This is a genomic window from Bacillus sp. JK74 (genome assembly GCF_053663395.1).
The window spans coordinates 34391-50858 of the sequence record NZ_JBSJQB010000007.1; the positions used below are offsets into that span (position 1 = coordinate 34391).

The following is a 16468-nucleotide window of genomic DNA, read 5'->3' on the forward strand; positions in this document are numbered from 1 at the left end:
AATGAAACATAATAATGGAAGGAAATGAGATGATCCGCACATGAAAAAAGCTGACGGAGAACCGCCGGCTTTAAATTTGAAACATCCATGCTACAACAGGGCCGAAGACCGACCCTAACACGGCGCAGAGCGTCATGGAAACAGAACTCATGGAGACCGTTAATTCTCCGTACTCCATTGCTTTTGAGGTGCCGAGCGCATGGGAGGCGCTCCCGAATGCAATTCCCTTCCCGAGTGAGCTGCGGATGCGGATCCACTTGAGAAGCAGCGGTCCTAAGATAACGCCGGAAAACCCTGCGATCATGACGAACACGACTGTCATGGAAGGGACACCGCCGATACCGGACGCAATCTGTATGGCGACAGGCGTCGTAATTGATTTTGGGATAATTGACAAAATCAAACTCCGGCTGATGCCGAACAGCTCTGCAAATAGCAGGCCGCTGACCATTCCGGAGAATAAACCGGCCAACACGCCGCCGATGATCGGAAACATATACTTGATTAACACCCGGCGCTGCTTATAAAGCGGGTATGCCAAAGCCACCACGGCGGGGCCGAGCAGTGAATTGATCCATTGTCCGCCGATCATATAGTCTTTATACGGAATATGAAAAACAAGCAGCACGGCGATAATGAAAATCGTAGTCGTCAAAACCGGTATGAGAAAGGGATATGGAAAGCGCACATATAATCTCACCATAGCCAGATAGGCGGCGGCCGTGAACAAAATTATAACGATTGCGATACATGCTTGCTGCACTTCTTTTTCTCCTTTCTCTGATTGGCTTTGTGCTCTAACAGCTGGCTCGCGTATCCTGCGGCGATCATTGTGACGATGGTGCTCAGCACGATGATCAGAAACAGAGCAGCCCCGCTGGCGGAAAACAGTGACGGGTAATTGATGACACCCGTCATGGCCGGAATGAATAAGAGCGGAAGAAAAGACAGCAAAAATCCGGCTCCGTCTTCAATCATTTTGACGGGAATGATCTTAACCGATAAACATATGATCAGCAGGATCAAACCGATGATGCTTCCGGGAATGGGCAGGTGAAAGAACTGCTGAACGGCTCCCCCGATAAAGGAAAATGCGAATAAAATAATGATTTGCAAGATGATGCGTATGACTTTCACGACAATGCTGTTCTTTGGAGAAGAGCAGCTTCCCCCTTTCTTGATGTTTCTATAAGTTTCTTTACTTTTGGCACATATATTTGTACTATACAAATATATGTATGCAAAATATTTCTATATGTTTTTTGAGTAAATGTGCATATGTTTGTATTATACAACTAATGTTGCTGTTGTCAATGTAAGGAGTGAGGCGTTTGTCAAAACAAGATCCGATTGAATTAATTGAATATGAGCTCACCACTTTTATCAGGAGAGCTGTTTATCTTGATAACTCCGACCGTAAAATCGGACATCTGGAAAGGGCTGCGTATTTGTTACTACGGCAGCTGGATGAATTCGGGCCTGCGCGTGTGAAGGAATTGGCCGAATCATTTAAGCTGGATATTTCTACATTGTCACGCCAGGCAGCGGCCTTGGAGTCGAAAGAGCTGATCCAGCGTTTTTCTGATCCTTCTGACGGGCGGGTCAGTCTGTTTGCGATTACGAAGCTTGGCAAACAGAGGTTAAAAGCTGATAAAAAGATGCGCCTTGAGCGGTATCATCGTATGCTTGACGATTGGTCCGGCGATGAAAAAGAAATGTTCGGCCGGCTTTTGCTGCGGCTGAATGAGGCATTTATCGATTAATGCATGATTTTTGCCGGGTTAAGCAGGATTATGGCGTATACAAGGGAGAATGGAAGAGAGTAAGGCTTTACGCCATTCTGCTTAGCAAAAATAATATTGAATAGGGGGCGGAAAACGTTTCTCCTGGGAAATAATGTTTCTCGGAGGCTGCGGCATTTATTATCTCAATATTCATAATTCAATGAAAATGAAAGCGCTTTATTTTTACTCCGGTGGTCCAGAGTGTAAGGTGTTTGCCTGAAAAAAACAATTGTATTTTCCACGAAAATTTATTATGATGGAATAAGGAAATTGGAGATTATATAACGATAGGAAGATAGAATATTTCTAATATTGCGGGAAATGAAGATTGAGTTAGGGTCAACAGGTGCACCTTCTGCTTCATTATTTCACATATATCAGAGCTGTTAAGAGGAGGAAGCGAAGTGGCAAACAAAGAATTAAAGAGAGGCTTAGGCGCGCGTCATATACAGATGATTGCGCTGGGCGGCACGATCGGTGTCGGTTTATTCATGGGGTCATCCAGCACGATCGGATGGACCGGGCCGTCTGTCCTGCTGGCTTATGCGATCTCGGGTATCTTTATCTTTTTTATCATGCGTGCGATGGGCGAAATGCTCTATGTAGAGCCGAGTACAGGGTCGTTTGCGACATTCGGCCATAAGTATATACATCCGTTAGCCGGCTATATGACGGCGTGGAGCAACTGGTTTCAATGGGTGATCGTCGGGATGTCTGAAATTATCGCCGTCGGTTCGTATATGAAATATTGGTTTCCTGATCTGCCGGCATGGATTCCCGGCATTATCGCCATGGCCATTCTCGGTGCGGCGAATTTAATTTCAGTAAAATCTTTCGGTGAGTTTGAATTTTGGTTTGCCATGATCAAAATCGTCACCATTATTCTGATGATTGTGGCCGGAATCGGAATTATTTTCTTCGGTTTCGGTAACGGAGGGCATGCGATCGGATTATCTAATTTATGGTCGCACGGCGGTTTCTTTACAAATGGTTTTTCAGGATTTTTCTTTGCTTTGTCTTTGGTTGTTGCGGCCTATCAAGGGGTCGAGCTGATCGGAATTACGGCAGGGGAAGCGAAGGACCCGCAAAAAACGCTGCGAAGCGCGATTCAGAGCATTATCTGGCGGATTTTGATTTTCTACATTGGTGCGATTTTCGTAATCGTTACCGTATATCCGTGGAATGAGCTTCACTCACTCGGCAGTCCGTTTGTTTCGACATTTGCGAAAGTCGGGATTACGGCGGCGGCCGGTTTGATTAACTTTGTTGTGATTACCGCTGCGATGTCCGGATGCAACAGCGGGATATTCAGTGCAGGACGTATGCTTTATACGTTAGGCGTGAACGGACAGGCACCGAAATTCTTTAAGAAAGTTTCTTCGAGCGGTGTGCCGATATTCGGTACGCTTGCGGTATTAATCGGACTTGTGATCGGTGTCGTGCTGAACTACATCGCGCCTCCGAAAATTTTTGTTTATGTGTACAGCGCGAGTGTGCTGCCGGGAATGATTCCGTGGTTCGTCATTTTGATCAGCCATCTCGGTTTCAGAAGAGCGAAAGGCGCTGAGCTTGATAAGCATCCGTTTAAAATGCCTTTTGCGCCGTTTACAAACTATTTGACGATCGCTTTCTTACTCATGGTATTGATCGGCATGTGGTTTAACAAAGATACGCGGATTTCTTTGGTTGTCGGGGTGATTTTCCTGGCGATTGTGACGGTCAGCTATTATGCGTTCGGTATCGGCAAGCGCATGCCTGGTGAAAAATCGAAAATAGAAGACGCTGTATAATTCAAAAAGACACCTCTCTTACAGGGGTGTCTTTTTCGGCTTGTCCGCGAGTGGTATACTGGTTAAAAAAAGCAGAACCGGGGGAAACATCGATGAGTCATTACCGTACGTTATTATTTGATATAGACAATACGCTGCTGGATTTTACCGCTTCAGAAACCGATGCTCTTCAAAAATTGTTCCAAGGTTCAAAGCTGGAGCTGACGGCAGAGGTGGAAGCCCGTTATAAAGCGTTAAATCAAGGGCTGTGGAAGGCGTTTGAAGAGGGGGAAATGACCCGCGATGAAGTGGTGAATACACGGTTTGCCCTTTTGTTTAAAGAATACGGACTTGAAGCCGACGGCGTGCTGATGAATCAGGCGTACCGCCAATACTTAGAAGAAGGGCACCAGATGATAGACGGAGCTTATGAGCTGATTGAACGGCTGAGTCCTTTATTTGATTTATACATCGTGACGAACGGCGTCTCAAGATCACAATATAAGCGGCTGGGCGACTCCGGTCTGTATCCGTTTTTTAAAGATGTGTTTGTATCTGAGGACACGGGTTTTCAAAAGCCGATGAAGGAATACTTTGATTATGTATTTGCGAGAATTCCCGGTTTTTCTGCCGGGCACGGGCTTATTATCGGCGATTCATTGAGCGCGGACATAAAAGGCGGTCAGATGGCGGGAATGGATACGTGCTGGTTTAATCCCGGAAAGAAAGCAAATGAGTCCGGGATCATCCCGACGTATGAAATTCATTCGCTTGATGAGCTGTATGATGTGCTGAACGTGGAGCGAAAAGCCGCCGCTCATCTGTAAGGAGAATACGATGAAGATTGCACATACGAAGTTACTGATCAGGGGTTTTGCATTACTATCAATCTTTCATGCGATTCTTCAGCTTCCTCCCGGCCGGGGGGAGCTGAAGGTTTTTTTGTCTGTGCTCGTGATGATGCTGACGGCTAATGACTGCCTGCGGCCGCTATATATGAAGAGAAGGCCGGCTGTATATCAAGGCTCTTTTCTCCTGAGCAACGTTATCGCGGGAGTTCTTTTGTACAATGTCTATAGTGTGGGGACACAGGCCGTAATGGTGCTTTTATTGGCGGAGGTGCTTATTACTGATCAGCAGATTCCGGCTGTTTTGTTAACGGTGAATGCCGCCGCATTTGCCGCAGCTTTATACGCCGGAGGAGCGGGTGTCAGTGATATCGTGCCGCCATACTTCATCATGTTTGCGGTGATTTATTTATATCGGAAAAACCTGCAGGAGAAGTCGAAGGTAGAATTGCTGAACCGAGAGCTGAAAACCGCTAATGATACACTGAAGGAATATTCAGACCGGATTGAGGAACTGGCCGTTACGAAAGAAAGAACAAGAATTGCGCAGGAGCTGCATGATTCGCTCGGTCATTATCTGACTGCTCTGAAAATGAATTTAGAATTTGCCGGGAAGACAGCCGGGCATCAGCCGGACAAAGTGAAGCAGATCATTCATAAAGCGCATGATCTTACGAAAGAATCCATTTTAAAGCTTCGCCAGGCGGTTACGCTGCTGCAGGGCTCTTTGGCCGGGCGGGCGTTTGAGCAAGAGCTCCGTGACATTTTCAGTCATTTTCAAGAGGCGGGAGGCATTCGCTTCGAGCTGGAGACGGACGCGGCCATAGAAGCGGAACAGCCGGATGTGAAGCATTGTCTTTATCAATCCGTTCAGGAAACGATTACGAATGCGATAAAGCATGGACATGCTTCATATGTTTCTGTCCGGATTCAAAAAAACCGAAACATGATATTGGCGCATATTCATAATAACGGCTCAGCCTGCGGAACGATCATAAAATCAAATGGTCTGAAAGGAATTGAGAAAAGAGCGGCCGCACTTGGCGGAGAGGCTGTTTTCTCTTCCGGGAAGGAAACGGGTTTTGACGTGAAAATAAGGATTCCATGCAAGGAGGAATAATCAAGTGAATGTCATGATTGCAGACGACCAGTCCATTGTGAGAGAGGGGCTGAAAATGATTCTGAGTCTTCACGAAGGAATTCAAATATCGGGAGAGGCTTCTTGCGGCGAAGAGGTACTCCGGCTGCTTTCTCAAACCGAAACCGATGTGATTTTGATGGATATCAGAATGCCCGGTATGGACGGAATCGAAACGACAAAAGCGGTAAAAGTGCGATATCCTTCCGTAAAAGTCATCATTCTGACAACGTTTGAAGATGATCACTATATTTTTGCCGGGCTGAAAAGCGGAGCCGACGGCTATCTCTTGAAGGATGCTGATTCAGATGAAATTACCGCCTCCCTTCAAGCCGTTTATGAAGGGAAGATGATGCTGAATCCCAAAATCACGGTTTCCGTCGTAAAAGCGCTGAACAATTTGGAGATCCCTGCGGTGCAGGAAGAGCCGCGGTCAAAGCTGAAGGAGATTCTCACGCCGAGAGAGCTTGATGTGGCGAAACACATTATGGAAGGCAAAAGCAATAAACGCATTGCCGCAGACTTATTTCTGACTGAAGGCACTGTGAAAAACTATGTATCCAGAATCCTCGATAAACTTGAAGTGTCAAACAGAACCGAGCTTACCTTATATTTGCAAAAATTGCTATAACCCCGCTTCACCCTCCTCTCTCCCTTTTTATCACTAAACATATGACGAAAGTAATACCCATATCGAGTACGAAAGTGAATAGAAAACAAGGATCGCCAAGAGTAGAATAAGTGCAGACATGACACAAGGAGTGCTGCACGAATGCTCGAATTAACGGATTTGACAAAGAAGTACGGCGATTTTACCGCTGTCAATCATATATCACTGCGCATCGAAAAAGGAGAGATATTCGGTCTGCTGGGGCCAAACGGCGCCGGTAAATCAACAACGGTGTCGATGATCAGCACCGTGCTCCCGCCGACGGGCGGAACAATCTGTATTGACGGAGCCTCATTGCAGGAGCAGCCTGCGGCCATAAAAAAAGTGATGGGAGTCGTCCCGCAGGAAATCGCTTTATATCAAGCGTTAAGCGCAAAGGATAATTTGGCTTTTTTCGGAAGTCTGTACGGACTTTCCGGTAAGGAACTTTGTAAACGGGTTGATGAAGTGCTGGACATCATCGAATTACAGGAACAGCGAAATCAAAGGATATCTGAGTTTTCGGGCGGCATGAAAAGACGGGTGAATATCGGTGCCGCGCTAATGAATGAACCGAAACTATTCATTTTAGATGAACCGACCGTCGGAATTGATCCGCAATCCAGACACCACATTCTTGAAACCGTGAAGACGTTAAATCAAGAAAAAGGGATGACCGTCATCTACACGAGCCATTACATGGAAGAGGTCGAATACCTCTGTGAAAAAGCGGCGATCATGGATCACGGCTCAATCATTGCCTGCGGGACGAAAGACGAATTGAAGCAGTCAGCCAAAGCCTCTGATACCCTGACCGTGAATGCAGAGGGGCTGAATGATGATGCCGTTAAAAAAATCCGCCGCATTCCCGGTGTTGCTGAGGCTGCTGTCAGCCGGCAGACCATTACGATGCTCGTCTCTGCGGCAGATCGCAATATCCTTGATATTGCGGATGATATCAGGAAAACCGGTATCACCATTAAGGGCATTCATTTCGAGGAAGCCAATCTGGAAAGCATTTTCCTCCGGCTCACCGGCAAAACGCTGCGGGATTCATAGGGGGCGTCATGAAAATATTATTCAGGCTGATCTTATTAGATTTTCGGTTATTGGCCGGCGCAAAGTCTTTCTATATAAAACTGCTTCTGTTTCCGGCGCTGATGATTTTCATTTTAGGAACGGTTTTTCACGGCGATTCGAAAGTGAAGCCATTTCAGACCGCGTTTTATAATGCGGATCACGCGGAGAGTTCTTTGGGTGAGATATTAAAGAATGACGTGCTGAAACAAAACGATCTCATCCGTGTAAAAGATATAGGCAGTTATCAAGAAGGGAAACAGCTTGTCGAAAGCGGCAAAGTCTCCGTTTTTGTATACGTGCCGAAAGGCTTTGCAAAAGCGGCGGAACACAATAAAAAAACAAGTATCAAAGTCATCTCGGACCAACAAGGCTCTGTAAACGGAGACATTGTGGAAATGATGGCCGATTCGTTTATCACCAGAGTAAAAGCGGAATTCAGCGAAGAAAAAGCGGTGCTGAAGCAGTCGGGACATCTGTCAAAGGGAGATGTCAGCAAAATCATCAGCGGCCTTTCGGGTGAACGTGGACAGGCTGTCACCATTCCGAAACAGTCCGCAGGCAATCACGCGGCTCCGATTGATGCGATGCAGTATTATTCAATCGCAATGGTCGTCATGTTCTCCATTATGACCGCGTTTGCGCTCATTCACGGGATAGTGGAAGAGAGACAGCAGCACACGTTATTCAGAATCAAATCAATGCCTGTTTTACGTATCCAATACGTGGCGGGTAAGCTTTTGGGAATCATGTTTGCCATCCTGATGCAAATGGCTGCTGTCATCATCGCAAGCAGCATCTTATATCAGGTAAAATGGGGCAATTTGTTTGAAGTATTGCTGGTGACGATCGTTTATTCATTTGCGATCGGCAGTATTGTGCTCCTTTGGGGGGCTGCTGCAAAAAACCACGAGACCGTCTCAAGCATGGCGGCTCCTATTCTGTATGGCTTCAGTTTTTTAGGAGGAAGTTTTATCGCAAAAGACGGCTTGCCTGACAGTTTGAAAATCGTGCAGGAGCTGATACCGAACGGCAAAGCGATCAACAGCTATGTCAGTGTCACGCAGCATGCCGGTCTGAGCGGTATTGCGGCGGATTTGGCAGAGCTTGCTGCCATCGGCGCCGTGTTTGTATGTTTGACCGTCTGGGTGTTTAAACGGAAGGAGGCGGTTTCATGACGCAGCTGTTATTCATGATCAGACATCAGCTGAAACTGATGCTGCAAAATCGGGCTGCCATCTTTGCGACGATTTCCGCCCCGCTCCTTCTCACATATTTCTTTTCCTTTTCTGCGGAAGGCAGTCAGCAGAAGGAAGTATATGTAGCTGATGAGGATCAGAGCGCCTATTCAGCGCAATTTATGAAAATGATTCAGACAGCCGGCCATATAAAAGTCACGAAGGTCACGGAGGACGTATTAAAAACAAAGGTTAATCATCAGGATATATCCTTTGGATTGCTGATCGGCTCTCATTTTGAAGAGACATTATTTTCCGGAGATGAATTGAACGTTTCATTTATTCAGAATGAAGAAAAGGGTGATGCTGTTTTGACAGAGCAGCTGATTGCGCAGCAGGCGGGCGCGCTGAAAAAAATAGTCCGCGATGCAAAAGTGATATCCCGCACGCTGCACACCGACGGGAAGCAGGTGGCAGCTGATCTCTTGAAGGATATTCAGGGTCATTCCGCCGTCACCGTTGACCGCCATCACGTTTATGAAGGCGGACAGGCAGCCGACAGACTTATCGGATTTTTAGTGATGTTTATCTGGTTCGTTGCAGTCCAAAGCCTGCGATCATTTATAGATGAACAAGAAAATCATACATATGACAGATTGCTGAGCACGCCCGTTTCCTATACGGCATATGCAATTTCTAAGTTTGCGGCGGCGTATCTTTTCGGACTTCTCCATATTATCGTGATTCTCGCTGCCGGAACATTCATGCTGCACATCCGTTTTGCTGATCATGTTTTTGCTGCTGGAGCGGTGCTTGCGGCCTGCTCGTTTGCGCTGACTGCTGTAACGATGGCCGTGATACCATTCATGAAGAGCCAAAAGCAATTCACGTCGCTTGCTTCCGTTTTTATAGCTGTCACGGGTTTATTGGGAGGGGCTTTCTTCACATTAGACACGGCTCCGGAGTACATGCGGATGCTGTCATTGTTTACCCCTGAAAAATGGGCGATCGGCGCGTTTCAAAACAATGGCGGAGGCAGCATGCAGATAGTGCCGCTGAGCCTGTTTCTTGCCGCCGGTGCAGCGTCATTGGTTTTATCACTCTATTTGATAAACCGTAATATGAAAAAACACAGTTAGGAGGATGGCTGCTTTGTATATGGCAGAAATCATCGGAATCATAGAAGTGCTCGCTGGAGCCGCAATGAACGTATGGATCGGCTGGCTCGGAAAAACCTTTTTCGGTAAGGATGACAGAAGTTCAAGAGTCGTGTTAAGAATCTGCGGCATCTTTCTCATAATCAATGGCGTTTCCAGAGCGTTTCATATCTAGTTCACAAAATATTCCGGACTCTTTTATAAAATGTAATCTTTTTCCTTGGGAATCATGTAAAATAGTATAGGATTCTACGAAAAGAATAAGAGGAGGAAGAAACATGAAAAAGAGACTCGTTTTGCTATTTGCCGCGGCCGCTGCTGCTTTGTTGCTTGTGAGCGGGTTGTGGGCTCCGTCAGCGTCTGCGGCGCCGGCCCCTGCTTTAACACAAATCCGTATTATCGGTGTGACGTCTGACGGTCAGAATTACCAATGGGAAAATATCGGGCCGAACCAAATCAGCGCATCAAAACCGATGAAGGGGACAACGGGTTATTTAGCCGTATATTTCCAAGGGTATCCGAACAATAACTCGATTCAGGCGTTTAACAACGGAACGAATATTACAAATCTTACGTCAAAAGCGCTGGAAGATGAATATACGAAAAACGGCAATATCGTTACAGGCTATATTAAATATTACAGCGTTCCTCTTTCTTATGTCAGTTCAGGAACGTTCTCTTTCTCCGCAACGGGACTGAACGGTCCGTACACGCCGTTAAGCAGCGGATTTTTCTCCATTCAGGTACAGAGTTAAAACAGCCGCCCGGTGCTTTCATGTATAGTTTTTCTCTCTTTCCGGGAAGCTATTCCTAAAGAAAAGGGAGGGCTTACATGATGGACAGGACACTTGGATATTTGCGCGAGTCGCTTTCGAACCACTTGGAGCATGATGTGTGCCGGGGGATTTATAAAAAGCTTCAGGTGAAGCATTATGCAAATGAAGGCGAGTTCGTGAAAGATCTAAATGATCTGGAAATGGATGCGCTGAATCAGGTGCTTGAAAAGGAAATCAAATATGCTGAGAACGAGCAGGATGAGAAGCGCACGATGGAATTGAATGAAGTATATGAGCTCCTGTTTTAAAAAGCCTCCCGGCGGCCGGGAGGCTTTTTATTGTTTCGGAAACAGTTTACAGAATCATCCAACCCTTTGTATAATGGATAGTTGTGAAAAACACAGACGGAGGAGAAACATGAACGAAATAAAAAAACAGACGGTTCTTGAGTTGTCATCGGTTGAAAAAGCTTTGGTTTTTCTGGTGCCGCCATTATTAGGGCTGGTCATCGGATGGTTTCTGCCGGTCATTGCGAAGTGGGCCGTAACATTGGATTGGCTGCCTTTTCACGGGCCGCTGGAAATAATCGCTTCCTTTCACGGATGGAAGGCTGCGGCTGCAACCGCCGTTATCGGCTTAATTGGGGGAGTGTGGCTGACGCAGGCAGCTTTTAAAGAAAGTCTTGTGGCAGTCGTGACGGACAGCGAGGTGTCCTTAACCATATATAATGAAGAAAGCGTGTTTTCGAAAGACAGCATTTCCGGTGTGTTTACGGATGGGAAGTATCTTGTCTTATTAGGCACTGAAGGACAGGAGCTTTTTCGGGAGAAGCTTGAGCCGGCGGTTGAAAAAGCGGCTGATGCGTTTCGCGCGCATGGGTATGTCTGGCTGGGGACGGAAGATCCTTTTAAAGAAGAATACAAACGGTGGGTGCCGGACACGCCGGATTTGGAGCCTGGGGCAAATGCTCTTTTAAAAGCGAGAGAAAAGGCGCTGAAAGAGGAGGAAAAGGCAGATGCGAAAGAGCTGAAAGCGGAAATATCCAAACTGGGCATTACTGTGCGGGAGAAAGGATCGCGCCAATATTGGCGGATCTATAAAACGCCGTCTGCATAAAAAAGCTGCCGCCGTTTGATACGGCCGGGCAGCCCGGGAACAGATTATTTCTTCTTGTCATCATAATATTGAACCGGGTACATGGAGCCTTCCGATACCATTTTGTTGTCTTCAATATCTTCGGGATGCGGATTGCCTGCTTTGTTGACGGGGAATGATTCAATATCCTGCTTCCCGGAGAGCGATGTTTTCATATTGCGGATAAAGTTCATCACCTTTTGGCGGTTTGATTTATCTTTGAGCAGGTAGGAAGTCACTCCGACAGTCGACACGGCAAGTCCTGAAATGAGCAGTTTTTGTTTCACGATAAAAACTCCTTTCTATTTCTGGCTTGCAGTAGTTATTCCCGCTTAACGGCTGTTTAAACATCGGAAGGTTAATTTTGGCTTGCCGCTTTAATGCGATAAAGATTGACAAAACTATTTTCAGAATAATATTATAAATATATGATAGCGCTGGAGTCATATTTTAATTGAAAGGTGTTAACTTTATGAATCAATTACATCGCAGAATGGGAACGTTTGCACTCATGATGGTCGGACTTGGGTCGATGATTGGCTCCGGTTGGTTATTCGGGGCGTGGCGGGCGGCTCAGATTGCGGGACCTGCCGCAATTATTTCCTGGATTATCGGTATGATCGTTATTTTGTTTATCGCACTTTCTTACAGTGAATTGGGTTCAATGTTCCCCGAAGCCGGGGGAATGGTAAAATATACTCAATATTCTCATGGATCATTTATTGGATTTATCGCAGGATGGGCAAACTGGATTGCGATTGTTTCCGTTATTCCGGTGGAGGCGGTTGCGTCTGTTCAATATATGAGCTCATGGCCGTGGGACTGGGCAAAGTGGACAAGCAATCTCGTTCACAACGGCACACTTACGGGAGAGGGGCTCGGCTTCGCATCCGTATTGCTGATTATTTACTTTTTACTGAATTATTGGACAGTTAACTTGTTTTCAAAAGCGAATTCATTGATTACCATCTTTAAAATTATTATTCCGGGGCTGACAATCGGAGCGCTGCTGTTTACCGGTTTTCACGGCGGAAACTTCACATCCGGTTCAAGCATTGCGCCGAACGGCTGGGCGAGCGTGCTGACGGCGGTGGCCACATCAGGTATCGTATTTGCGTTTAACGGGTTTCAAAGCCCGATTAACATGGCCGGAGAAGCAAAAAATCCCGGCAAATCGATTCCGATTGCGGTTGTCGGTTCGCTGTTGGTCGCAACCGTCATTTACGTCCTATTGCAAATCGCATTTATCGGTGCGGTTGAACCTTCCATGATCGTTCACGGCTGGAGTCACCTGAACTTTAACTCTCCATTTGCCGATTTGGCGATCGCATTGAATATCAATTGGCTTGTCATTATTCTTTATGCGGATGCGTTCGTATCTCCGTCGGGAACGGGTATCACATATACCGCTACGACGTCACGCATGATTTACGGCATGGAAAAAAATAAATATATGCCGAGCATTTTCGGAAAGCTTCATCCGCTGTACGGCGTGCCGCGCCAAGCGATGATTTTCAACCTGATCGTATCGTTTATCTTTCTGTTTTTATTCAGAGGATGGGGCGTGCTTGCTGAAATCATTTCCGTTGCGACGCTGATTTCTTATATCACGGGTCCAGTGACGGTGATGACGCTGCGGCGGACGGCGGCGGATTTGTACAGGCCTCTCCGTCTGAAAGGCCTCAGCGTGGTTGCACCGCTCGGCTTCGTGTTCGCGTCTCTCGTGCTGTATTGGGCGCGCTGGCCGTTAACAGGGCAGGTGCTGTTTATCATTTTGATCGGCCTTCCGATTTATTTCTACTACCAAGCGAAAGTGAAGTGGAAAGGATTCCGCAGAAACTTTAAAGGCGGCGTCTGGATGGTTGTCTATCTGCTCAGCATGATGGTCATTTCATGGCTCGGAAGTGAAAAATTCGGCGGTCTGAACATCATTCCGTACGGATGGGATATGGGGCTGATCGCAATCGTTGCCCTTGCCTTCTATGCGTGGGCGCTGAAGAGCGGATTCAAGACTGAGTATTTGAAAGACGCCAAAGCAATCAACGATCAATTAAAAGGCGGACAGGCGGAAGCCGCCGCCGGAAAAGAATAATGATTGATAAAAACCTTGCGGTAACGTTCCCGCAAGGTTTTTTTATCGGGCAAAAAAACATGGGTTCGGCATCATCCCCGAACCCATGCTCGCTCGATACAGGCTGACGATGATTGAGAGCAAGCCTAACGACGAAAACCAAGGCCAGTATTCTTTTTTTTCATGATTTCTCCGCCTTATCAATAACTGCCTTCCATACTAAACAATGAATGTAAAATATATGTTGGGCAACTATTAATCTTTTATGTTTCTTCTTCTCCATGCTTCATCCTTTTTCCTGTACTCTAAAGTCAAAGTTTTAGAGACAAAACAAATAATTAACCACAGAAAAAATACAGTACGTAAGTTTAGATTACAATAATTGTATAATAAATTAAAATATAGGATAATAAACAAATAGCACGAGGTAATAAGTATGAAAACGCGAAAATTTTTTGCAACGTTATGCATCGTTACTCCCTTAGTGTTTGGAAGTTTTACGAGTGTTAAGGCTGTGGACTCGTATAATTCAGAAACAGTAAACTACATATTGAAAATGAATCCGAATCTGGCGAAAAAAGAATTAATTGAATCCGTTAATGATCTAGTTAAACAAGATAATAAAACATCTAATGAAATCTTAGAGGAAATTAAAACAGAATTAAAGAAGCAAGAAAAGCTAGATAAAGAAGAAGATAAAAGTAATAGAATGAGCACAATGGGCAAGAATAGCGGGCCAAAAATTATAGGATCAAGCTCCAAAGGTAATGTTTACTATACACCTGCATCTACTTTTGGGCTTCCGCATGGACATGTTGGTATGTACTATAAGGGAAATCAAATTGTCGAATCGGTTCCTAAAAAAGGTGTTCGTGCAATAGCATCCTCGAAACGTAAGGTCGAAAAAAACGCTGTAATTCAAAATGTAAAAGTTTCTAGTTCTAAAAAAATAATTCAGTAAATTGGGGTTATAGCAGGGTTGGGAAGGATGGTTATTCATATAATTTTGCAACAAATAGAAAATCAAGTCATTATGGTGATAAAAACTGTTCAAAACTATTATGGTCAGCTTTTAAGCTGAAGGCTGGCATAGATATGGATAAGGATAAAGGACTGGGCGTCTACCCTAGAGACATCAGAGATTCCGGTTATACAAAAACTATTAAAACAATTAGATGAATTATTTTCACTCCCTAAGTTTATTTAGGGAGTCATATTATTTTAAGGAGTGAGATTATATTTGAACAAGATTAAGTGGTTAATAATAATTGCGGTCATAGTATTAATAGGTATATTTATATGTATCGGAACTTTTAAATATACTAATACAGTTTCTGATGTTAAACAAACTGAAACAGAAAAAGAAAAGAATTTCTTGAATGATAAAATTGCAGCTATATATTATTCAGCTACAATAGATTACCCTAAAGATGGGAGTTATACTGTATATATTGATGAAAAAGGAAAAGCAACAGCTGTAAAAGGAGATGCTATTGAAGTTGGAACCATTGCACAAGATGAAAAAAACATAGTTAGACAGGACAAAAAAGAAGTTTATATGATAGGCGATAACTTTAAAAAATTCCCGATGCAGCATCAAGTACATACAAGTTATGGGCAATCATCAGGCCATTTAATAAAAGAAAATATCTTTTATTTTTTGAATAATCAAGGAGTCGGTGAAAACCATTATAATAGTTTAATTAGATGGGGTAACAGCAGTGGATTTCATGAAAAAGTTATTCCGGGTTTCTATACAAGTACCGGTAATGACGGTGAATATATTTACGTGATAAATGAAGATTCTTCAATCAAAACACCGACTTTTCAGGGTATTAAAATAGATAAAGATAAAGTTACAGTTGGGAAAGGAACAACAATTCCTATATTAAATGAAGAAAATTGGAGTGTTTATTCACAGATAATAGTTAAAAAAAGCTCAGCCTTTTTTATACTATATAACCAAACGGATAAATCAAACAAAGTACAATTCAAAGTAGCAAAAATTGATTTAAAGCATAATAAGTTTAAAGGTGCATATCCTTTAGGCAGTTATCATATCCCTGATGAAATTTCTCAGCTGGCTATTCCTCTTTCCACTAATAACTTTTTTGTAAAAAATGACACTTTATATCATTTGGCAGCTAATTCAATACTTTATACTTTCGATCTGAAAAGTATGAAGCCGAAGAAAAAACTCCCATTACATAGGTCAACAAAATTTGAAAACCAAGCAAAATTCACTTATTTTGACGAGTCTGAAATTTTCTTGTTAGAAATAAGCAAGGGCGGGAAATATGTGATTAATTCTTACTCTTATAAAAACGGAAAAAAATTAAAATCTACTCCTATCAGAGGACTTGAGAAAATTATTAACAATACCCATGTTTCTGAATATGACTTTTTTATGATTAAGAAAAACAAAGAAGTATGGAGTGATTAGATATAAATGGCTAGGCAGCTGAGTGAGTATACTTAAGGGGAAATTAAATTCACGAAGGAGAATAATAATGGATGAGCTAGATATTGCTTTTGGTATTTTACCACTTTCTATTATTGTCTTATCGATTATATTCACTTATATTTTCAAAAAAGTGTATATAATGCCGCTTGTCAGCATAGTTGTTTCTGTCATACTAATGTTTACTGTTTTTAATCTATCTTTCTGGGGATGGGTTGTTGTCTATGGTTTAGTATCACTAATATTATCATATATTACAAATAGTATAAGAAAGAAAATAGATAATAGAAATAAATAATTATATTCCTTTGATTAAAAAGGTATCACAAGTAATTCATCATTACTGTGATACCTTTTTACAATTAAGGTGAATCTCAGCCTAATAATAACATGCCCCGCCCGCTATATAACCCATGATGGCGTTTG

Annotated in this window: 19 protein-coding genes; 16 read left to right on the top strand and 3 right to left on the bottom strand. The window is 43.9% G+C overall.

Features of this window, described 5'->3' with window-relative positions:
• Positions 1-70: 70 nt before the first annotated feature.
• Complete coding sequence (locus ACWJJ5_RS17375) at positions 71-763, bottom strand: LrgB family protein (RefSeq protein WP_063636933.1); 693 nt, start codon at positions 761-763, stop codon at positions 71-73.
• Entirely contained in the window at positions 733-1137 is a 405-nt protein-coding gene (locus ACWJJ5_RS17380; RefSeq protein ID WP_003156751.1) for a CidA/LrgA family holin-like protein, read from the bottom strand. The genes ACWJJ5_RS17375 and ACWJJ5_RS17380 overlap by 31 nt, the downstream gene beginning before the upstream one ends.
• A gap of 194 nt (positions 1138-1331) precedes the next feature.
• Here ACWJJ5_RS17380 and ACWJJ5_RS17385 point away from each other — a divergent pair, with 194 nt between their 5' ends.
• From ACWJJ5_RS17385 to ACWJJ5_RS17440, 12 genes are all read left to right on the top strand, one after another.
• On the top strand, positions 1332-1763 hold the full coding sequence (locus ACWJJ5_RS17385) for a MarR family winged helix-turn-helix transcriptional regulator (protein ID WP_003156749.1): 432 nt from the start codon (positions 1332-1334) through the stop codon (positions 1761-1763).
• 425 nt (positions 1764-2188) lie between these two features.
• Positions 2189-3574 carry an amino acid permease gene (locus ACWJJ5_RS17390; RefSeq protein WP_003156747.1) on the top strand — a complete coding sequence of 462 codons (1386 nt, stop codon included), beginning with the start codon at positions 2189-2191 and terminating at the stop codon, positions 3572-3574.
• A gap of 92 nt (positions 3575-3666) precedes the next feature.
• The gene (locus tag ACWJJ5_RS17395) at positions 3667-4380 is read left to right on the top strand and encodes a YjjG family noncanonical pyrimidine nucleotidase (protein ID WP_044053412.1); all 714 of its coding nucleotides are present in this window, start codon (positions 3667-3669) and stop codon (positions 4378-4380) included.
• Between the two features lie 10 nt (positions 4381-4390).
• Entirely contained in the window at positions 4391-5521 is a 1131-nt protein-coding gene (locus ACWJJ5_RS17400; RefSeq protein ID WP_454022577.1) for a sensor histidine kinase, read from the top strand.
• 4 nt (positions 5522-5525) lie between these two features.
• Positions 5526-6170 carry a response regulator gene (locus ACWJJ5_RS17405; protein ID WP_017419306.1) on the top strand — a complete coding sequence of 215 codons (645 nt, stop codon included), beginning with the start codon at positions 5526-5528 and terminating at the stop codon, positions 6168-6170.
• A gap of 141 nt (positions 6171-6311) precedes the next feature.
• Positions 6312-7247 carry an ABC transporter ATP-binding protein gene (locus tag ACWJJ5_RS17410; RefSeq protein ID WP_264101302.1) on the top strand — a complete coding sequence of 312 codons (936 nt, stop codon included), beginning with the start codon at positions 6312-6314 and terminating at the stop codon, positions 7245-7247.
• An 8-nt stretch (positions 7248-7255) separates the two neighbouring features.
• Positions 7256-8443 (top strand): ABC transporter permease, encoded by a 1188-nt coding sequence (locus tag ACWJJ5_RS17415; RefSeq protein ID WP_454022578.1) that lies wholly within the window; start codon positions 7256-7258, stop codon positions 8441-8443.
• A complete protein-coding gene (locus tag ACWJJ5_RS17420) occupies positions 8440-9582 on the top strand; it encodes an ABC transporter permease (protein WP_454022579.1) in 1143 nt (380 codons plus the stop codon). The genes ACWJJ5_RS17415 and ACWJJ5_RS17420 overlap by 4 nt, the downstream gene beginning before the upstream one ends.
• A 13-nt stretch (positions 9583-9595) precedes the next feature.
• Positions 9596-9775, top strand: coding sequence for a hypothetical protein (locus ACWJJ5_RS17425; RefSeq protein WP_003156739.1), 180 nt, complete (start codon positions 9596-9598; stop codon positions 9773-9775).
• Positions 9776-9878: 103 nt separating this feature from the next.
• The gene (locus ACWJJ5_RS17430; protein ID WP_101562650.1) at positions 9879-10355 is read left to right on the top strand and encodes a DUF4879 domain-containing protein; all 477 of its coding nucleotides are present in this window, start codon (positions 9879-9881) and stop codon (positions 10353-10355) included.
• 80 nt (positions 10356-10435) lie between these two features.
• Complete coding sequence (locus ACWJJ5_RS17435) at positions 10436-10684, top strand: sigma-G-dependent sporulation-specific acid-soluble spore protein CsgA (protein ID WP_007408989.1); 249 nt, start codon at positions 10436-10438, stop codon at positions 10682-10684.
• Positions 10685-10793: 109 nt separating this feature from the next.
• Entirely contained in the window at positions 10794-11492 is a 699-nt protein-coding gene (locus ACWJJ5_RS17440) for a YqeB family protein (RefSeq protein WP_063174898.1), read from the top strand.
• A 44-nt stretch (positions 11493-11536) separates the two neighbouring features.
• Here the strand turns inward: ACWJJ5_RS17440 and ACWJJ5_RS17445 are convergent, their stop codons facing one another.
• Complete coding sequence (locus ACWJJ5_RS17445; protein ID WP_003156732.1) at positions 11537-11797, bottom strand: hypothetical protein; 261 nt, start codon at positions 11795-11797, stop codon at positions 11537-11539.
• A 185-nt stretch (positions 11798-11982) separates the two neighbouring features.
• Between ACWJJ5_RS17445 and ACWJJ5_RS17450 the strand changes: the two genes are divergently transcribed.
• From ACWJJ5_RS17450 to ACWJJ5_RS17465, 4 genes are all read left to right on the top strand, one after another.
• A complete protein-coding gene (locus ACWJJ5_RS17450) occupies positions 11983-13602 on the top strand; it encodes an APC family permease (RefSeq protein ID WP_063174899.1) in 1620 nt (539 codons plus the stop codon).
• A gap of 415 nt (positions 13603-14017) precedes the next feature.
• Positions 14018-14542 (top strand): hypothetical protein, encoded by a 525-nt coding sequence (locus ACWJJ5_RS17455; protein ID WP_257997155.1) that lies wholly within the window; start codon positions 14018-14020, stop codon positions 14540-14542.
• A gap of 279 nt (positions 14543-14821) precedes the next feature.
• Positions 14822-16024: a hypothetical protein gene (locus ACWJJ5_RS17460; protein WP_063174900.1), complete on the top strand. Its 1203-nt coding sequence runs from the start codon at positions 14822-14824 to the stop codon at positions 16022-16024.
• A gap of 67 nt (positions 16025-16091) precedes the next feature.
• A complete protein-coding gene (locus ACWJJ5_RS17465) occupies positions 16092-16340 on the top strand; it encodes a DUF2651 family protein (RefSeq protein ID WP_063174901.1) in 249 nt (82 codons plus the stop codon).
• Positions 16341-16468 lie beyond the last annotated feature (128 nt).

What these genes read in the sequence shown, in the direction of transcription:
- ACWJJ5_RS17410 (WP_264101302.1), top strand. Translation starts at nt 6,312, where the DNA reads ATGCTCGAATTAACGGATTTGACAAAGAAGTACGGCGATTTTACCGCT.
- ACWJJ5_RS17400 (WP_454022577.1), top strand. Translation starts at nt 4,391, where the DNA reads ATGAAGATTGCACATACGAAGTTACTGATCAGGGGTTTTGCATTACTA.
- ACWJJ5_RS17435 (WP_007408989.1), top strand. Translation starts at nt 10,436, where the DNA reads ATGGACAGGACACTTGGATATTTGCGCGAGTCGCTTTCGAACCACTTG.
- ACWJJ5_RS17455 (WP_257997155.1), top strand. Translation starts at nt 14,018, where the DNA reads ATGAAAACGCGAAAATTTTTTGCAACGTTATGCATCGTTACTCCCTTA.
- ACWJJ5_RS17440 (WP_063174898.1), top strand. Translation starts at nt 10,794, where the DNA reads ATGAACGAAATAAAAAAACAGACGGTTCTTGAGTTGTCATCGGTTGAA.
- ACWJJ5_RS17450 (WP_063174899.1), top strand. Translation starts at nt 11,983, where the DNA reads ATGAATCAATTACATCGCAGAATGGGAACGTTTGCACTCATGATGGTC.
- ACWJJ5_RS17415 (WP_454022578.1), top strand. Translation starts at nt 7,256, where the DNA reads ATGAAAATATTATTCAGGCTGATCTTATTAGATTTTCGGTTATTGGCC.
- ACWJJ5_RS17395 (WP_044053412.1), top strand. Translation starts at nt 3,667, where the DNA reads ATGAGTCATTACCGTACGTTATTATTTGATATAGACAATACGCTGCTG.
- ACWJJ5_RS17420 (WP_454022579.1), top strand. Translation starts at nt 8,440, where the DNA reads ATGACGCAGCTGTTATTCATGATCAGACATCAGCTGAAACTGATGCTG.
- ACWJJ5_RS17465 (WP_063174901.1), top strand. Translation starts at nt 16,092, where the DNA reads ATGGATGAGCTAGATATTGCTTTTGGTATTTTACCACTTTCTATTATT.
- ACWJJ5_RS17430 (WP_101562650.1), top strand. Translation starts at nt 9,879, where the DNA reads ATGAAAAAGAGACTCGTTTTGCTATTTGCCGCGGCCGCTGCTGCTTTG.